This is a genomic window from Pseudomonas sp. NPDC088429 (assembly GCF_044753305.1).
Taxonomy (GTDB): domain Bacteria; phylum Pseudomonadota; class Gammaproteobacteria; order Pseudomonadales; family Pseudomonadaceae; genus Aquipseudomonas; species Aquipseudomonas rustica.
The window spans coordinates 154,571-170,963 of record NZ_JBIVMX010000005.1 but is presented as its reverse complement, the minus strand read 5'-3'; the positions used below and the strand labels follow the sequence as shown (position 1 = coordinate 170,963).

Annotated in this window: 12 protein-coding genes; 10 read left to right on the top strand and 2 right to left on the bottom strand. The window is 57.2% G+C overall.

Translation table 11 applies throughout. The features are described 5' to 3' along the window. The first annotated feature begins 165 nt into the window (after nt 1–165). From tcyJ to ACIP66_RS05620, 10 genes are all read left to right on the top strand, one after another. A complete protein-coding gene (gene tcyJ / locus ACIP66_RS05665; RefSeq protein ID WP_212549993.1) occupies nt 166–966 on the top strand; it encodes a cystine ABC transporter substrate-binding protein in 801 nt (266 codons plus the stop codon). Next, the gene (gene tcyL / locus ACIP66_RS05660) at nt 966–1,682 is read left to right on the top strand and encodes a cystine ABC transporter permease (protein WP_008083614.1); all 717 of its coding nucleotides are present in this window, start codon (nt 966–968) and stop codon (nt 1,680–1,682) included. The genes tcyJ and tcyL overlap by 1 nt, the downstream gene beginning before the upstream one ends. Nucleotides 1,683–1,684: 2 nt before the next feature. Then, a complete protein-coding gene (tcyN, locus tag ACIP66_RS05655) occupies nt 1,685–2,434 on the top strand; it encodes an L-cystine ABC transporter ATP-binding protein TcyN (RefSeq protein ID WP_400646140.1) in 750 nt (249 codons plus the stop codon). A 463-nt stretch (nt 2,435–2,897) separates the two neighbouring features. Next, nucleotides 2,898–3,662: a hypothetical protein gene (locus tag ACIP66_RS05650; RefSeq protein WP_400646137.1), complete on the top strand. Its 765-nt coding sequence runs from the start codon at nt 2,898–2,900 to the stop codon at nt 3,660–3,662. A gap of 394 nt (nt 3,663–4,056) precedes the next feature. Then, nucleotides 4,057–5,298, top strand: a complete 1,242-nt coding sequence (locus ACIP66_RS05645) for an SfnB family sulfur acquisition oxidoreductase (protein ID WP_282355860.1) — start codon at nt 4,057–4,059, stop codon at nt 5,296–5,298. Nucleotides 5,299–5,334: 36 nt separating this feature from the next. Continuing rightward, nucleotides 5,335–6,528: an SfnB family sulfur acquisition oxidoreductase gene (locus tag ACIP66_RS05640; protein ID WP_159811989.1), complete on the top strand. Its 1,194-nt coding sequence runs from the start codon at nt 5,335–5,337 to the stop codon at nt 6,526–6,528. Next, a complete protein-coding gene (locus ACIP66_RS05635) occupies nt 6,528–7,886 on the top strand; it encodes an LLM class flavin-dependent oxidoreductase (protein ID WP_400646133.1) in 1,359 nt (452 codons plus the stop codon). Before ACIP66_RS05640 ends, ACIP66_RS05635 begins: the two co-directional genes overlap by 1 nt. A 119-nt stretch (nt 7,887–8,005) precedes the next feature. Continuing rightward, a complete protein-coding gene (locus ACIP66_RS05630; RefSeq protein ID WP_400646131.1) occupies nt 8,006–8,815 on the top strand; it encodes a MetQ/NlpA family ABC transporter substrate-binding protein in 810 nt (269 codons plus the stop codon). A gap of 2 nt (nt 8,816–8,817) precedes the next feature. Continuing rightward, nucleotides 8,818–9,939 carry a methionine ABC transporter ATP-binding protein gene (locus ACIP66_RS05625; protein ID WP_400646129.1) on the top strand — a complete coding sequence of 374 codons (1,122 nt, stop codon included), beginning with the start codon at nt 8,818–8,820 and terminating at the stop codon, nt 9,937–9,939. Further along, nucleotides 9,929–10,573: a methionine ABC transporter permease gene (locus tag ACIP66_RS05620; protein ID WP_039756400.1), complete on the top strand. Its 645-nt coding sequence runs from the start codon at nt 9,929–9,931 to the stop codon at nt 10,571–10,573. Before ACIP66_RS05625 ends, ACIP66_RS05620 begins: the two co-directional genes overlap by 11 nt. A gap of 57 nt (nt 10,574–10,630) precedes the next feature. On the opposite strand, the gene ACIP66_RS05615 is transcribed toward ACIP66_RS05620, so the two are convergent. Both ACIP66_RS05615 and ACIP66_RS05610 read right to left on the bottom strand, forming a co-directional pair. Next, nucleotides 10,631–13,411 (bottom strand): RHS repeat domain-containing protein, encoded by a 2,781-nt coding sequence (locus ACIP66_RS05615; RefSeq protein WP_400646126.1) that lies wholly within the window; start codon nt 13,409–13,411, stop codon nt 10,631–10,633. 88 nt (nt 13,412–13,499) lie between these two features. Next, nucleotides 13,500–16,283: an RHS repeat domain-containing protein gene (locus tag ACIP66_RS05610; protein WP_400646123.1), complete on the bottom strand. Its 2,784-nt coding sequence runs from the start codon at nt 16,281–16,283 to the stop codon at nt 13,500–13,502. Between the last annotated feature and the right edge of the window lie 110 nt (nt 16,284–16,393).

Here is a 16,393-nt window from a genome sequence, read left to right as displayed (position 1 = left end):
ATATTAAGTATTTTCAAGTCTAACGCAGACATCTTATAGTCTCGCCGCAGGCGAATTTCGCGCAAGACGCATAAGCTGCTTTAGGGCACGATAACGCAGGCGCACGAATCACGAATTCGCCAACTTTCCTTTAGCGTCTTCCATAAGAAAACACAGGGGCTCGTCATGAATTTTTCCGCACTACGTCGCAATCTGCTGGTGGGTTCACTGGGTCTGGCGCTGAGCGCCGGTCTGATCAGCCAAGCCATGGCCGGTGAGCAGCTACAACAGATCAAGGACAAAGGCGTTATCAACGTCGGCCTGGAAGGCACTTACCCTCCGTTCAGCTTCGTCGATGCCGACGGCAAACTGTCCGGTTTCGAAGTCGAGCTCTCGGAAGCGATCGCGCAAAAACTCGGCGTCAAAGCGAAGATCCAGCCGACCAAATGGGACGGCATCCTCGCCGCGCTGGAATCCAAGCGTCTCGACGTTGTGGTCAACCAAGTGACCATCTCCGACGAGCGCAAAAAGAAGTATGACTTCTCCGAGCCGTACACCGTTTCCGGTATTCAGGCGCTGGTGCTGAAGAGCAAAGAGTCCGCACTGAACATCAAGACCGCCGCTGACCTGTCCGGCAAGAAAGTCGGTGTGGGCCTGGGTACCAACTACGAACAATGGGTTCGCGCCAACGTGCCGGGCGCTGACGTGCGCACTTACGATGATGATCCGACCAAGTTTGCCGACCTCAACAACGGTCGCACCGACGCCATCCTGATCGACCGTCTGGCCGCGCTGGAATACGCCAAGAAAGCCCCGAAAACCGTCGCCGCCGGTGAAGCGTTCTCCCGTCAGGAAGCCGGTGTTGCCCTGCGCAAAGGTGAGCCGGAACTGCTGGCTGCCGTGAACAAGGCCATCGACGAACTGCGTGCAGACGGCACGTTGAAGAAGCTGTCCGAGAAGTACTTCAACGCAGACGTCACTAAATAATGGAAGTTGGATTTCAATTCGAAGCGCACTTCCCGCAGTTGAGCCAGCAACTCGCCGAGACATCGGCGCTGTTGCTGGACTCCGCGCCCTTTCTGCTCAAGGGCGCGTACTACACGGTAGTCCTCAGCCTCGGCGGGATGTTCTTCGGCTTGCTGCTGGGCTTCGGCCTGGCGTTGATGCGCCTGTCGCGCTTCAAATCAGTGAGCTGGCTGGCGCGCGTGTATGTGTCGTTCTTTCGCGGGACGCCGCTGTTGGTGCAGTTGTTCGTGATCTATTACGGCTTCCCGCAATTGGGAATCGAACTGGATCCGTTACCAGCAGCGCTGATCGGCTTCTCGCTGAACATGGCCGCGTACGCCTGTGAAATTCTGCGCGCCGCGATCGGTTCGATCGAACGTGGTCAGTGGGAAGCTGCCGCGAGCATCGGCATGACCCGCGCGCAAACCTTGCGTCGGGCCATCCTGCCGCAAGCAATGCGCACGGCGCTGCCGCCGCTGGGCAACAGCTTCATTTCGCTGGTCAAGGACACGGCACTGGCCGCCACCATTCAGGTGCCGGAGCTGTTCCGTCAGGCGCAATTGATTACCGCCCGGACTTTCGAAGTCTTCACCATGTATCTTGCCGCCGCGCTGATCTACTGGATTCTGGCCACGGTGCTTTCGCACTTCCAGAACAAGTTGGAAGAGCGGGTCAATCGGCACGACCAGGAGTCCTGACGATGATTGTCGTGGAAAAACTGACCAAGCAATTCAAGGGTCAGGTCGTGCTCAACGGCATCGACCTCGAGGTCAAGGAAGGCGAAGTCGTCGCGATCATCGGCCCCAGCGGTTCGGGGAAAACGACGTTCCTGCGCTGCCTGAATTTCCTTGAACAGCCCACCAGCGGCCGGATCAAGGTCGGCGATATCGAAATCGATACCAGCCGCCCGTTGAACCAGCAGCAGGGTCTGGTGCGCAATTTGCGCCAGCACGTGGGTTTCGTCTTTCAGAACTTCAATCTGTTCCCGCACCGCACCGCGCTGGAAAACGTCATCGAAGGCCCGGTCGTGGTCAAGAAAATGCCTCGCGAGGCCGCCATCGCCTTGGGCAGAAAGCTCATGGCCAAGGTCGGTCTGGCGGGCAAGGAGGACGCTTATCCGCGTCGTCTGTCTGGCGGTCAGCAACAGCGAGTGGCGATTGCCCGGGCGCTGGCGATGGAGCCGGAAGTGATCCTGTTCGACGAGCCGACTTCGGCTCTCGACCCGGAACTGGTGGGCGAAGTGCTGGCGACCATCCGTGGTCTCGCCGAAGAGAAACGCACCATGGTCATCGTTACCCACGAAATGGGTTTTGCCCGCGACGTGGCCAACCGTGTGGTGTTTTTCGACAAAGGCGTGATCGTCGAACAAGGCGAAGCCAAAGCGTTGTTTGCCAACCCGAAAGAAGAGCGCACCAAACAGTTTCTCAGCAAGTTTCTGAATCACGCCTGAATCTGTTCAATGCATTAAACGATAACTTCCATGGATGGAAGTTACGCTATCCCGCTGAATAAACCTCCTGCAATAACAAACACCCTAAATGCAGTGCACTTATATGTTCTGCAACAGACACATATCAATAGAAAACCCTGCTCAAACCATGATTGGGTTCAAACAGTCTCGCCCTCGAAACCGGCAAAACGCCCGGATAATCGTGGTCTCATTCGCCAATCCTCCTAGGCAGAATGCCTCGCAAGCGTAGGAAGGTTCTGATTAATTCGTAATTCACGGATTAGCTTAACGCCTCTATTGACTCCACTTCCCGCACGCTCTTATCTAGTCGCCAACCGACGTTTATTAGTTCAATCAACCAGCATTCTGACGCAACAGAAGTTCGCTGTTGTATTGCCTGGCAATTCACGCCTTTTGTTTTTCAGAAACGGACTTCGCTGCAAGGCTTCAAGGAGAGAAACCGATGACTCGCACTTCGAACACCCCCGAACTGGCGGCGCCGATCCTGGCGTCCGCGCAAAAAACCGGCATCAACCTGTCTGCGGCTGCACACCTGCTGATCGAGGTGGCGCCCTACCCCGGCATGGACGCCGGCGATCTGATCGAACTGTTCTGGAATCGCTGCTACGTCGCCTCCCGTGTACTCACCCGCGACGAGGTGGGCGAGGCCGTCAGTCTGCGTGTGCCGGAGAGTTTTATCGTCGACGGTACGGCGAGCATTCATTACCGGCTCATGCAGGTTGGCCAAGGCCCGGCGCTGTCGGCGGCGACGCGGGTGCAGGTCAAACTCGATTGCCCGGGCGGCCAGCCCCCAGCGCTGTCTGGGGACGAAAACCAGCAATTGGCACCCGTCACTCTGCCCGACACTATTCGCCGTCAGGGCGTGAATCCGAACCAGATCAAACGCGGTGTGCCGCTGACCATCGAGCCTTACGTGAACATGGCCGAGGACGACGAAATCACCTTGCGCTGGGGCGATGTGCGCATGGATCTGCCGGCAGTCACGGCGGCCGATGTTGGGCGGGCGATTCAGGTGTGGGTGCCGCCGGCGGTGATTGTCGAAGCGGGCGAGGATTTGCGCCTGGACGTGACGTACTGCGTGATTGATCGGGTGGGCAACAACTCGCGCTGGGCACCGCCACGGACATTGAAGATTGGATGCGCGAATCCTTATCTGAAAGTGCCGCTGAGGCCGGAGCTCAAGGCCGCAGAATCCCGCAAATATTGACTTCACTCCCCTGTGGCGAGGGGATTTATCCCCGCTCGGCTGCGAAGCAGTCGTAAACCCATAACTCGCGGTGTGTCTGATGCACCGCGTTGTCTGATTTTGGGGCCGCTTCGCAGCCCAACGGGGATAAATCCCCTCGCCACAGGGATCGCGTTGGCGCTTACAAATATTGTTAACCAACCCGACCATCACCCCTTCTATGCATATTCCTAAAAGTTAGTTTATTTAATATTTATACACGCTTAGGGTATATGCACCGGACCACCGGACATTCTTTCGTTCGCCGCACTTATGCGGCGTTTTTCATAAGATGTGAGGTAGGTAGTATGGTCCGGAACACAATCACCCCAGTGCAGATCGCCAGGGCATTGCGTGCAGCCAAGGAGCGGCACTGATGTCCAGTCTGGCAGACGCAAACGTCCAGTCGGATCTGGACATCGCCCCGTTGTTGTTGCCCGCGCAGGTTTTGCGCAACGACGCACAAGCCATCAAGGCCGCCCATGAGCTGGCGCAAGTTGCCCGCCTGCAGGCCGCCAAACGCGACCGTCAGCGCAAGCTGCCGTGGTCGGAAATCGAGCAGTTCACCCGCAGCGGTTTAGGCAGCATCGCCATCCCGCGCGAATACGGTGGCCCGCAGGTTTCATTCGTCACCCTGGCCGAGGTGTTCGCGATCATTTCCGCCGCCGACCCGGCGTTGGGACAGATTCCGCAGAACCAGTTCGGCATCATCAATCTGGTGCTCGGCAGCGCCACCGAAGCGCAGAAAAAACAGCTGTTCCAGAGCGTTCTGGAAGGCTGGCGCATCGGCAATGCCGGCCCGGAACGCGGCACCAAAAACACCCTGGAATTGAAAGCGCGAATCACCGCCGACGGCGACGATTACGTGATCAATGGCCAGAAGTTTTACTCCACCGGCGCACTGTTCGCTCACTGGGTCGCAGTCAAAGCGCTCAACGATGACGGCAAGCAAGTGCTGGCCTTCGTCCGTCGTGGCACCCCGGGTTTGCGCATCGTCGATGACTGGTCGGGCTTCGGTCAGCGCACCACCGCCAGCGGCACGATTTTGCTGAACAACGTTCGCGTCGAATCGAGCCTGGTCGTCGACAACTGGAAGATCAACGAAATCCCCAACACCCAAGGCGCGGTGTCGCAGTTGATTCAAGCGGCGATCGACGCCGGTATCGCTCGTGGTGCTATCGACGACGCTATCGATTTCGTCAAAACCCGTGCACGGCCATGGATCGATGCCAAGGTCGAGCGGGCCAGTGATGACCTCTACGTGATCGCCGACATCGGCAAACTGAAAATCGAACTGCACGCCGCCGAAGCGCTGTTGCGCAAGGCCGGCAAAGTGCTCGATCAGGTGCACGCCGCGCCGCTCACCGCCGAATCCGCCGCGCGCGCCTCGATTGCCGTGGCCGAAGCAAAAGTGCTGACCACCGAGATCTCCCTGCAAGCCAGCGAAAAGCTGTTCGAACTCGCGGGCAGCCGCGCGACCCTCGCCGAATTCAATCTCGACCGCCACTGGCGCAACGCCCGCGTGCACACGCTGCACGACCCGGTGCGCTGGAAATATCACGCGGTCGGCGCCTATCGCCTCAACGGTACTTTGCCTGCTCGCCATTCCTGGATCTGACGACCGCACACTTTCTCAATTGCAATGGAGAAACCTATGACTTTTTCCCATCACGTCGCGGTCATCACCAGCGATGAACAAGCCCTGATCGTCGCCAGCGACCTGGCCGAAGACTTCAAACGCGACAGCGCCGTGCGCGACCGCGAACGTCGCTTGCCACTGCCGGAACTCGACGTGTTTTCACGCTCCGGTCTATGGGGCATCAGCGTGCCGAAGGAATACGGCGGCGCTGGCGTGTCCAACGTCACCCTGGCCAAAGTCATCGCCCTGATCGCTCAGGCCGACGGCTCGCTCGGGCAGATTCCACAGAACCATTTTTATGCACTGGAAGTGCTGCGGGTAAACGGCAGCCACGCGCAAAAACAACGGCTGTACGCCGAAGTACTCGCCGGCCAGCGCTTCGGTAATGCACTGGCGGAACTGGGCACCAAAACCGCTCACGACCGCGTCACCAGCCTCAAACGCGACGGCGACGGTTATCGCATCAACGGCCGCAAGTTCTATGCGACCGGCGCGATTTACGCGCAGCGCATCCCGACCTCGGTCGTCGATGAAAACGGTGTGCAGCAACTGGCGTTCGTCCCGCGTGACAGCCAAGGGCTAAGCGTGATCGACGACTGGAGCGGTTTCGGCCAGCGCACCACCGGCAGCGGTTCGGTGGTGTTTGAGGACGTCTACGTCGCAGCTGAAGACGTGCTGCCGTTTCAAAGTGCCTTCGAACGCCCGACCACTGTTGGCCCGTTGGCACAGATCCTTCACGCCGCCATCGACACCGGCATCGCCCGCGCCGCGTACGAAGACGCGCTGCACTTTGTGCGCAGCAAAACCCGGCCATGGATCGATTCCGGCAACGACAAAGCCACCGAAGATCCGCTGACCCTGAAAAGCTTCGGCCACTTGAGCATTCGTCTGCACGCCACCGAAGCCTTGCTCGAACGCGCCGGCGAATTTCTCGACGCCGCACAAGCCGAGAGCAATGCCGAAACCGTCGCTGCGGCATCGATTGCTGTCGCCGAAGCCCGCGCGATCAGCACTGAAATTTCGCTGGCCGCCGGCAGCACATTATTCGAACTGGCCGGCAGCCAAGCCACGCTGATCGAGCACGGCCTCGACCGTCACTGGCGCAACGCCCGCGTGCACACCTTGCACGACCCGGTGCGCTGGAAATATCACGCCGTCGGCAACTATTACCTCAACGATGAAAACCCTCCACTGCGAGGGACGATCTGATGAGCGCGGCGAAAAAGAAGATCTTGCTCAACGCGTTCAACATGAACTGCATCGGCCACATCAACCACGGCTTGTGGACGCACCCGCGCGACACCTCAACGCGGTACAACACCATCGAATATTGGACTGAACTGGCGCAACTTCTGGAGCGCGGGTTGTTCGACGGACTCTTCATCGCCGACATCGTCGGCGTGTACGACGTCTATCAGAACTCGGTCGATGTGCCGCTGAAAGAGTCGATCCAGTTACCAGTCAACGACCCGCTGTTGCTGGTTTCAGCGATGGCCGCCGTGACCAAAAACCTCGGCTTCGGTCTCACCGCGAACCTCACCTACGAGCCGCCCTATCTGTTCGCCCGACGCATGTCGACGCTTGATCATTTGAGTCGCGGCCGTGTCGGCTGGAACATCGTCACCGGCTACCTCGACAGCGCCGCCAAAGCCATGGGCCTCAGCGAACAAGTCGAGCATGACCGTCGTTATGATCAGGCCGACGAGTATCTGGAAGTGCTCTACAAACTCTGGGAAGGCAGCTGGGAAAACGGCGCGGTGCTCAATGATCGCGAGCAGCGGATTTACGCGCAGCCGGAGAAAGTGCACAAGGTCGAGCACAAGGGCGAGTTCTATCAGGTCGAGGGTTATCACCTCTGCGAGCCGTCACCGCAGCGCACGCCGGTGTTGTTTCAGGCCGGCAGTTCCGATCGCGGTTTGCTCTTTGCCGGGCGTCACGCCGAGTGCGTGTTCATCAGCGGTCAGAACAAACCGTCGACCAAGGTTCAGGTCGACAAGGTGCGCGCCAGTGCCGTCGAGGCTGGGCGCAATCCTGAGGACATCAAGGTGTTCATGGGCCTCAACGTGATCGTCGGCGCGACCGAAGAAGCGGCGTGGGCCAAGCATGCCGAGTACCTGAGTTACGCCAGTGCCGAGGCCGGCGTGGCGCATTTTTCTGCATCGACCGGCATCGACTTTTCTCAGTACGAAATCGACGAACCGATCCAGTACGTGAAGAGCAACGCCATTCAATCGGCGACGAAAAACCTGCAGAACAACGACTGGACGCGACGCAAATTGCTCGACCAGCACGCCCTCGGTGGCCGCTACATCACCGTGGTCGGTTCGCCTGAGCAAGTCGCGGATGAGCTGGAATCGTGGATCGCCGAAACCGGTCTCGATGGTTTCAACCTGACCCGGATTGTTACCCCGGAAAGCTATGTCGATTTTATTGAGCTGGTGATTCCGGAGTTGCAGCGGCGTGGGTCGTACAAGACCGCGTACGACAGCGGCAGCTTGCGCGAGAAGCTGTTTCACGGGGAGGCGCAGCTACCTGAGCAACACACAGGATCCGCGTTTCGCCGCTAAAAGCATCGCGAGCAGGCTCACTCCTACAGGGGAACGCATTCCAAATGTAGGAGTGAGCCTGCTCGCGATGAGGCCATAAGAAACACCACAAATTTTATGCACTGACTGGAAAACCCATCATGACCCAGAAACTCCTGTCCCACCCAGTCAAAGCACTGGCCCTGGCCCTCGGCCTGTTCAGTTCGGCGATCTTCGCCGCCGACGCCCCGCTGAAAGTCGGCACCACCGCCGCCTTCGCCATCCCGCTGGAAGCCGCCGTTGAAGAAGCCTCCAGACAAGGCCTCAAAGTCGAGCTGGTCGAGTTCACCGACTGGATCGCACCCAACGTCAGCCTCGCCGCCGGCGACATCGACGTGAACTACTTCCAGCACATCCCTTTCCTTGAAAACGCCAAGGCCGCCGCCGGTTTTGACCTGGTGCCGTTCGCTCCAGGGATCATCAACAACGTCGGTCTCTACTCGAAAAAATACAAAAGCTTCGATGAGCTGCCAGAAGGCGCCAGCGTCGCCATCGCCAACGATCCGATCAACAGCGGTCGCGGTTTGCAGCTGCTGGCCAAGGCCGGTTTGATCACCCTGAAACCCGGCGTCGGCTACAAGGCCACCGAAGACGACATCGTCGCCAACCCGAAGAAAATCAAAATCCTGCAAGTCGAAGCGGTGCAACTGGTGCGCGCTTATGACGACGCCGATCTGGTGCAGGGCTACCCGGCCTACATTCGTTTAGCGAAGACTTTCGATGCCGGTTCGGCGTTGCTGTTCGACGGCCTCGACCACAAGGAATACGTGATCCAGTTCGTCATCCAGCCGAAGAGCAAAACCGATCCGCGCCTGATCAAATTCGTCGACATCTACCAGCATTCGCCGGCCGTTCGCGCTGCGCTGGATAAGGCCCACGGCAAGCTGTATCAAGCCGGTTGGGAAAGCTGAGCATGACGGCCGCGATCCAACGGCGACTGGAAATTCCAGAGCCACACAATGCTGAAAAAACCGAACTGCATCCGGAATTGAATCGCGCTCATGTGCGCTTCATCGGGCTGGGCAAAACCTACAACGGTCGACAAGGCCCGGTCGCCGCGTTGCAAGGCATTGATCTGGCGATTCAGCGCGGTGAAGTGTTCGGCATCATCGGTCGCAGCGGCGCCGGCAAGTCGTCGCTGATTCGTACGATAAATCGTCTTGAGCAACCAACGTCGGGGCGTGTGTTGATCGATCAGGTCGACATCGGCGAGTTCGATGAAGACCGCCTCGTGGCGCTGCGCCGACGCATCGGCATGATCTTCCAGCACTTCAATCTGATGTCGGCCAAGACCGTTTGGCAGAACGTCGAACTGCCGCTGAAAGTCGCTGGCGTACCGAAAGAGCGACGCGAGAAAAAGGTGCGCGAACTGCTTGAACTGGTCGGTCTGCAAGAAAAGCACAAAGCCTATCCGGCGCAGCTTTCCGGTGGCCAGAAACAGCGCGTCGGCATCGCCCGCGCGCTGGTGCATGACCCGGATATTCTGCTCTGCGACGAGGCGACTTCGGCGCTCGATCCAGAGACCACCCAGTCGATCCTCGGTCTGCTGCGCGAGATCAACCAACGCCTGGGCCTGACCATCGTGCTGATCACTCACGAGATGGCAGTCATCCGCGAAATCTGCGACCGCGTCGTCGTGCTTGAGCATGGCCGCGTCGTCGAACAAGGCCCAGTGTGGGAAGTGTTCGGCAATCCGCAACACGAGGTCAGCCAGACCTTGCTCGCGCCGCTGCAACACGCGCTGCCGGAAGAATTACAAAGCCGTTTGCACCCGCAAGCGCCCTCCTCCGACGCGGCTGTGGTGCTGCGTTTGCAGTTCACCGGCAGCGCCAGCGACGAACCGGATCTGGCGGCACTGTTTACCGCGCTCGGCGGCCGGGTGAAATTGTTGCAGGGCGGCGTCGAACGGATTCAGGGGCATGCACTGGGGCAACTGTTATTGGCCGTCAGCGGCTCAGCGTTCAGCGCCGAGCAATTGCGCGAGCGCGCCGCACCGTGGGCGCAACGAGTGGAGGTGTTGGGTTATGTGGTTTGATCGCTTGTTGCAGGGGTTTATCGACACGTTTCTGATGGTCGGCGTGTCGTCGCTGATCGCGCTGCTGGTGGGGATTCCCATGGCGGTGATTCTGGTCACCAGCGACAAGGGCGGCATCTACGAAGCACCGCTGTTGAACCGTGCGTTGGGCGCCTTCGTGAACCTGTTCCGCTCAATCCCGTTTCTGATTCTGATGGTCGCGCTGATTCCGTTTACCCGGTTGATCGTCGGCACTACGTACGGAGTCTGGGCGGCGGTTGTGCCGCTGACGATTGCGGCGACGCCGTTCTTTGCGCGGATTGCTGAAGTGAGTTTGCGTGAGGTTGATCATGGTTTGATCGAAGCCGCGCAGGCGATGGGGTGCCGGCGTTGGCACATCGTCTGGCATGTGCTGTTGCCGGAAGCGCTGCCGGGAATTGTCGGCGGGTTCACGATTACGCTGGTGACGATGATCAACTCGTCGGCGATGGCCGGGGCGATTGGTGCGGGCGGGTTGGGGGATATCGCTTATCGCTACGGGTATCAGCGGTTTGATAGCCAGATCATGCTGACGGTGATTGTGTTGCTGGTGGCGTTGGTGGCGGTGATTCAGTTGGGTGGGGATCGGTTGGCTCGGGGGTTGAATAAGCGGTGATTGACCCGGGCACTGCATATTCAAGTCAGCAAAATTCTCCCATAGAGAATGCGATTATCACCACAACGCACTGTGTCTGCGTACCACTTTTCCCATGACTACCGAAGACGCCTTCTGAACTTGTGCTTGATGACTAGGCAATTCCACTGAGTCGTCCGAAGAACTCCCGCTTTGGGAATAGTCATGGTCATCAACCGGCCTTACTGATATGTAAAAATCCGTACCCCCAAAATCCTCACGAGAAATTTTGGTAGCCTCCATCCCAAATGCTTTGAGCACATTACTCATAGATTTCCCCAACGGAGTTTGTGAAATAAATACACTCAACATCCTCTCAGGTTCGTTGGCCAACCCATTTATTGATTCAAGCGTCTGAAGATTCACAACTAATCCTCCCTTTAGCACAGAGGGCAAATACCCAAAAAAGCCGCCAGACCTAGATGCTTTTACATATTGAGACAGAGCAACATCGCTAGCAAAGTAATTGGAAGAACGATCATTTTTGAAATTCTCGGAAAAAGTCCACATTTCCTTTGAATAAGTATTAACAAATCTGTTTGATCCATGAACTGAGCTGACAGTAACTCCGTCATTGGAGTGTGTTTCATGATGAATGAACTCTTCACCCACTGCAGCGATCCGCCTCAAAGCCTCCCTCCCTGTTCCATCCAGGCGATGTTGTAGGTCGTCCATAAAAAAAGAGGCCGATTGATCTTGTATACCCGAATTAAAGTACGAATCGAACAACTCATTCCCTGTTGAAATGACCTCCGCATCAACTCCCAATTTTTGTATTTTTGCTGGAGGCTGGTTAATTCCCGCTCCAAAAACGTCCTCAAGATCACTCCAAATATCATCGTCATCCAGAATTGGAGACAAACCTAAAAAATCTCGCAAGACTGCCGGCCTGTTACCTACCATTTGGTAAAAATTCAGTCCGTCGATACTCCCGGCGGGATCGGCTGCCATCCAACGCTGCAACCACGGCGCGTAATATCGATATCCATAATAGTAAAGCCCCGTGGCATCCCGTTCTTTACCTGAATAACGAATCGTCTTGTACTTCGCCGTCAATGCACTTTTACCCGCCCAACACGCTGTACCACCAAAAGCGTAGAAATACTCCTGGCTCAATATCCCCGCACTCTCATCCAACTCCATCGAGCTGGAACCAAGATGATCGCCGAGGCTGTAACCCCATTGATCGCTTTCAGCACCTTCGGGCCAATGCAGTAATCGCGCGTGGTTCCGCCCGGCGTCGACACTGACTACATGCCGCTCTACGCCGCCGACTTCGCGATGAATCTCAAGACCCGGCAGATAACGCACTTCTGTTGTCAGGGCTTGCCCGGATGCCCGACTGATTTGCGTCTTACGCAACCGATGCCCCGGCTGATCGTAGACATAACACTCAAAGTCATCCGCCTCAGCCCCACGCCGCACCAGCGTCACCCGACTCAACTCATTGCGCACATTCCACGCCATGGCCTGCCCACGCTGCAATTCCAGCTGATTACCCGCCGCATCAAATCCAAGCGCTATCTGCGCCTCTCCCGGCAGGGATCCATCGTCAAGCTGCGCCAGACTCCGATTGCTGCGCGCAGAAGTGAACATCGAAAACCCAGGCGCGCCACTGTGATGCCGTGTGATCAGGTTGCCTGCCGCGTCATAAGTAAACGTCTGCGTGTAATTGCGCCGTTGAGCGGGATCCAGCGGCATAGGCAGCAAATCGGGTAGCGCCGGGCCATGGCTCGGTTTGCTGACCTCCCAGCCTTTGGCTTCGACCAATTGGTACAGGCTGTCATAGCGATATCGGCTGACCGGCTCGATGCGCTGGCCGTTGAAGTGGCTCACGGTTTGGCACTTGTCTTCGAGCTCGACAATATTGCCCACCGGATCGTAGGCGTAATTCAAATCTTGCAAAGGCTGTTGCCCTACGACACCTGCGAAAAGCCTCAGCAGGCGACCATCCTCAAGGCTGTAATCTACGCTTGAGACTACGCCGTTGCCGGCCGTTTCACTTTCGATCTGATCTTGTGCGTTGTAACGGATTTCGCTGACAAGACACCGTGGATGCTGACCTTCACCGGATTGCAAAAGCCATGTCGCAGAGGATTTTCCCGCCACGTTGAAATGGAAAATTTGTGCATTACCCGCTGCATCGATCTGACGCTGCACCTCGCCCGTTGGATAGAAAGCGTATCGGGTGACGTAGGCTTTTTCTTCGAGAAGTTCGTCTCGGGCGTCCAGTAGAAGCGGCCAGTCCGGCGCATCCAGCTCAATGAGAAAACGTCGAGACTCCTCCAGCACTGCACCCGACCAACCATAATCGCCTAGGAACTGGCCACCGCCCGGGTCGTCATGCCGGATCAGTTGCCCACACTGATTGTGCTGGGCAAAACTCTCCGTGGCGTCGGCATAAGTCCAGCGCTCAACCACTTGAAGTTGCTTACCAAAGGCCTGCTCCGTCAGTGCAACCGGACGCTGCAAATCATCAAACTCACGATGACATTGGCTACCCCGCTCATCCCAAAAAGAACTTTGGGAACCTGCTTGATTGCACATGCTCAACTGCCAACCGGCATCCACGCTGTCCGTCAGCAACACCTGACCGCTCAAGGCGTAAACGGTGCTCAGATTCGGTTTCGGCCCGACTCCCCACAACCGGGGATCCCACGCCGCCACTTCGCGCCCCACCTCATCGAAGATCTGCCGGGTGATGCGCGGTTCGACGCCGGGTTTGTCCGGGTGCTGGCAGTAGGCGACGTTGCGAATCGCCAGTGCTCGCGGGTCGACGACGGACAGGGTGGGATGAGGTGAGTGCTGAGTCGCCTTCATGGCTGTGAACGTACTCCAGGCTTGGGGGTAGCCTGAAGGTTTTTTCATCGGGTCGATACTGTAAGAAGTAACAGGTGGAGTGAAAGAATCACGTTCGTGAGTGGCGACTGAACAAGGATCGAAAAAACGACGGTTTATTGCCTTGTCCCTTGGGCGGCGAAGCCGGCTGTCTCGTAGCTAGCGTCCGCTTAGGCGGCGGTGCCACGACCCTCGCATACCTCGCCTCGGACTCTTTGGCGTAGATCTGTTGCGCAGTCATTCCTGATGCGTCCATTTTAAAAATCACATTGATTCCTTCGCTACTTTCCCAACGCTCTTTAGCGGCTTCCCATGCTCCATGTTCTTTCAAGTGCTCAATCAGGCCATTGAAGTCACTTTTGTATTGCTTCACCAATTGCCCGTAATGTTCCGGGGAGCTAATCGATTCCATTCGGATTGCTGAATCAAACGATGTGCTTTCAGGTACCGGCACATACCTGACTGATTGTTGCTGCGGCGCAATCTCGCGAATCATCGCCTCGACCGCGATCGAAGGCTCTGGCTTGTAATGACCGGAATGATTGTTAATGAGAAATCTGTTGCCTTGCGCGTCCTCACTTTTCATCAGGCCGGCGAATTCCGGCAAGCCCATACCAGGCTGTATGCCCATATGTTGAAAGTGCATGTTGGCGAACAGACGAAGCTTCTTATCTTGATCGCGGAACATGGCGATGGCTTGGCCGAATGAAGACGGGGTCCACTCCGAAAGTTCTCCCTCATAGACCTTCATCCCTTGCCCATACACCAAACCAGTGCTGGCGAAAGCGGCTTTTTTTTCGTCCCAGATCAGCTCCTCAAACCATCCGGTGCCGATATCTTTGGCGATGGGATTGACGATATCGCTGATAAAAATATCCACCGGGATTTTTATCAGGCCCTGCCAATCGTAAAAATTGAGCGGGCAGTTGCCCACCATTTGATATTGATTCAGGTCGTCGGCACTCCCCGCCGGATCCGAACTTACCCACCGCTGCAGCCACGGTGCGTAATACCGGTATCCGTAGTAATAAAACCCCGTCGCATCACGCTCCTTGCCACAATATCGATAGGTTTTGTACTTCGCCACTGAAGCGTTTTTACCTGCCCAGCAGGCTGTGCCGCCGAACGGATAGTAGTGTTCACGTGTCAGCACTGCGCCTTCATCGTTCAGCTCTAACGTGCTGGAACCCAGATGATCGCTCAAGCCATAGCGAAGTTGATTCGAGTACGCCCCATCGGGCCAATGCAGCACCTGCACTGAATTACGCCCGGCGGGAACAGTGATGACATGATGTTCCTCACCACTGTTATGACAACGTAATTCCAGGCCCGGAAGATAACGGACTTCACTTCGCAGCGACTGACCTGCGGCGCGGGCAATGGACACTTTGCGCACGCGATGGCCGGGACGGTCGTAGCGATAACATTCGAAATCATCCGGTTGGTTTTCTCGTGCGACCAGGGTGACTTCCTGCAACTGATTGCGAGCGTCCCAGACCATGTTTTGGCCACAGTTCAGATTCAGTTGATTTCCGCATGCATCGAAACCCGCACTGATTTCCGGCTCTCCTGGCAACGAACCATCATCGCGCTGCCCGAGGCTACGGTTGCTGTTGCCGGAGGTGAACATCGCAAATCCGGCCGTTGCGCTGTGCTGGCGGGAAACGAGATTGCCGCCGCTGTCGTAGACGAACTTCTGGAGATAATTGCGGCGCTGAGCCGGATCCAGCGGTGTCGAAATCAGCTCGGGTAATGCCGGCCCGTGACTTGGCTGGCTGACCTCCCAACCCTTGGCTTCGATCAGTTGATAGAGACTGTCGTAACGGTAAGAACAGACCGGAGCAATGCGCTGGTTCTTGAAGTACGTGATGGGTTGGGCCTTGTCTTCCAGCTCGACGATATTGCCCACCGGATCGACGCAATAATGCAAATCCAGCAAGGGCTTATGAGGGTGGATGGCAGCGGTCAACCGAGTCAGCCGGCCATCCCTGGCGTCATAGTCAGCACGGGCGATAACGCCGTTCCCGGCGGTTTCGATTTCAACCTGATCCTGTGCGTTGTAACGAATATCGCTGACCAGACTTAGCAGCGTCGTTGCCTCTCCCGCCATTTGCAGCCAGACCTCGCGAGATCTGCCAGCGATGTCATAACCGAACCTTTGCGCGTTGTCCCGAGCATCGATCTGCTTGAGCAATTGCCCTGCGGAATTGAATTCCGAGCGAGTCGTAAACGTCTGTTCTTCCAATAGCGCATCGCGTCCGGCGAGATCGACGGGCCAGTCAGGCGCGTCAAGAGCCTCGAGGAATCGCTCCTGCACCGTCAATATGGAACCGGCTATGCCATAGCTGGGGCATTTCCGCGAACCTGCGGGATGATCGTGGCGGATCAATCGGCCGCACTGGTTGTGTTGCGCGAGCGCTTCATCGGCGTAGCCATAAATTAGTCGCTCAACAATTTTTGCTGGGTGGCTGACCCTCTGCTCTGTAACGGAGACTGAGCGACGTTGTGTGTCGTACTCATAATGTCGCTGCGTACCCCGTGCATCCCAGAAGGAACGCTGCGAACCTGCGTCATTGCACAGATTCAACTGCCAACCGGCATCCACGCTGTCCGTGAGCAACACCTGACCACCCAAACTGTAAACAGTGCTCAGATTCGGCTTCAACGCGACGCCCCACAATCGTGGATCCCACGCCGCCACTTCGCGCCCCACCTCATCGAAGATCTGCCGAGTGATGCGCGGTTCGACCTCGGGTTTGTCCGGGAGCTGGCAGTAGGCAACGCTGCGAATCGCCAATGCTCGCGGGTAGACGACGGACAGTGTGGGATGAGATGAGTGCTGAGTCGCCTTCATGGCTGTGAACGTCCTCCAGGCTTAGGGGTAGCCTGAAGGTTTTTTCATCGGGTCGATACTGTAAGAAGTAACAGGTGGGTATTGAGGCAAGATCAAAAGATCGCAGCCTG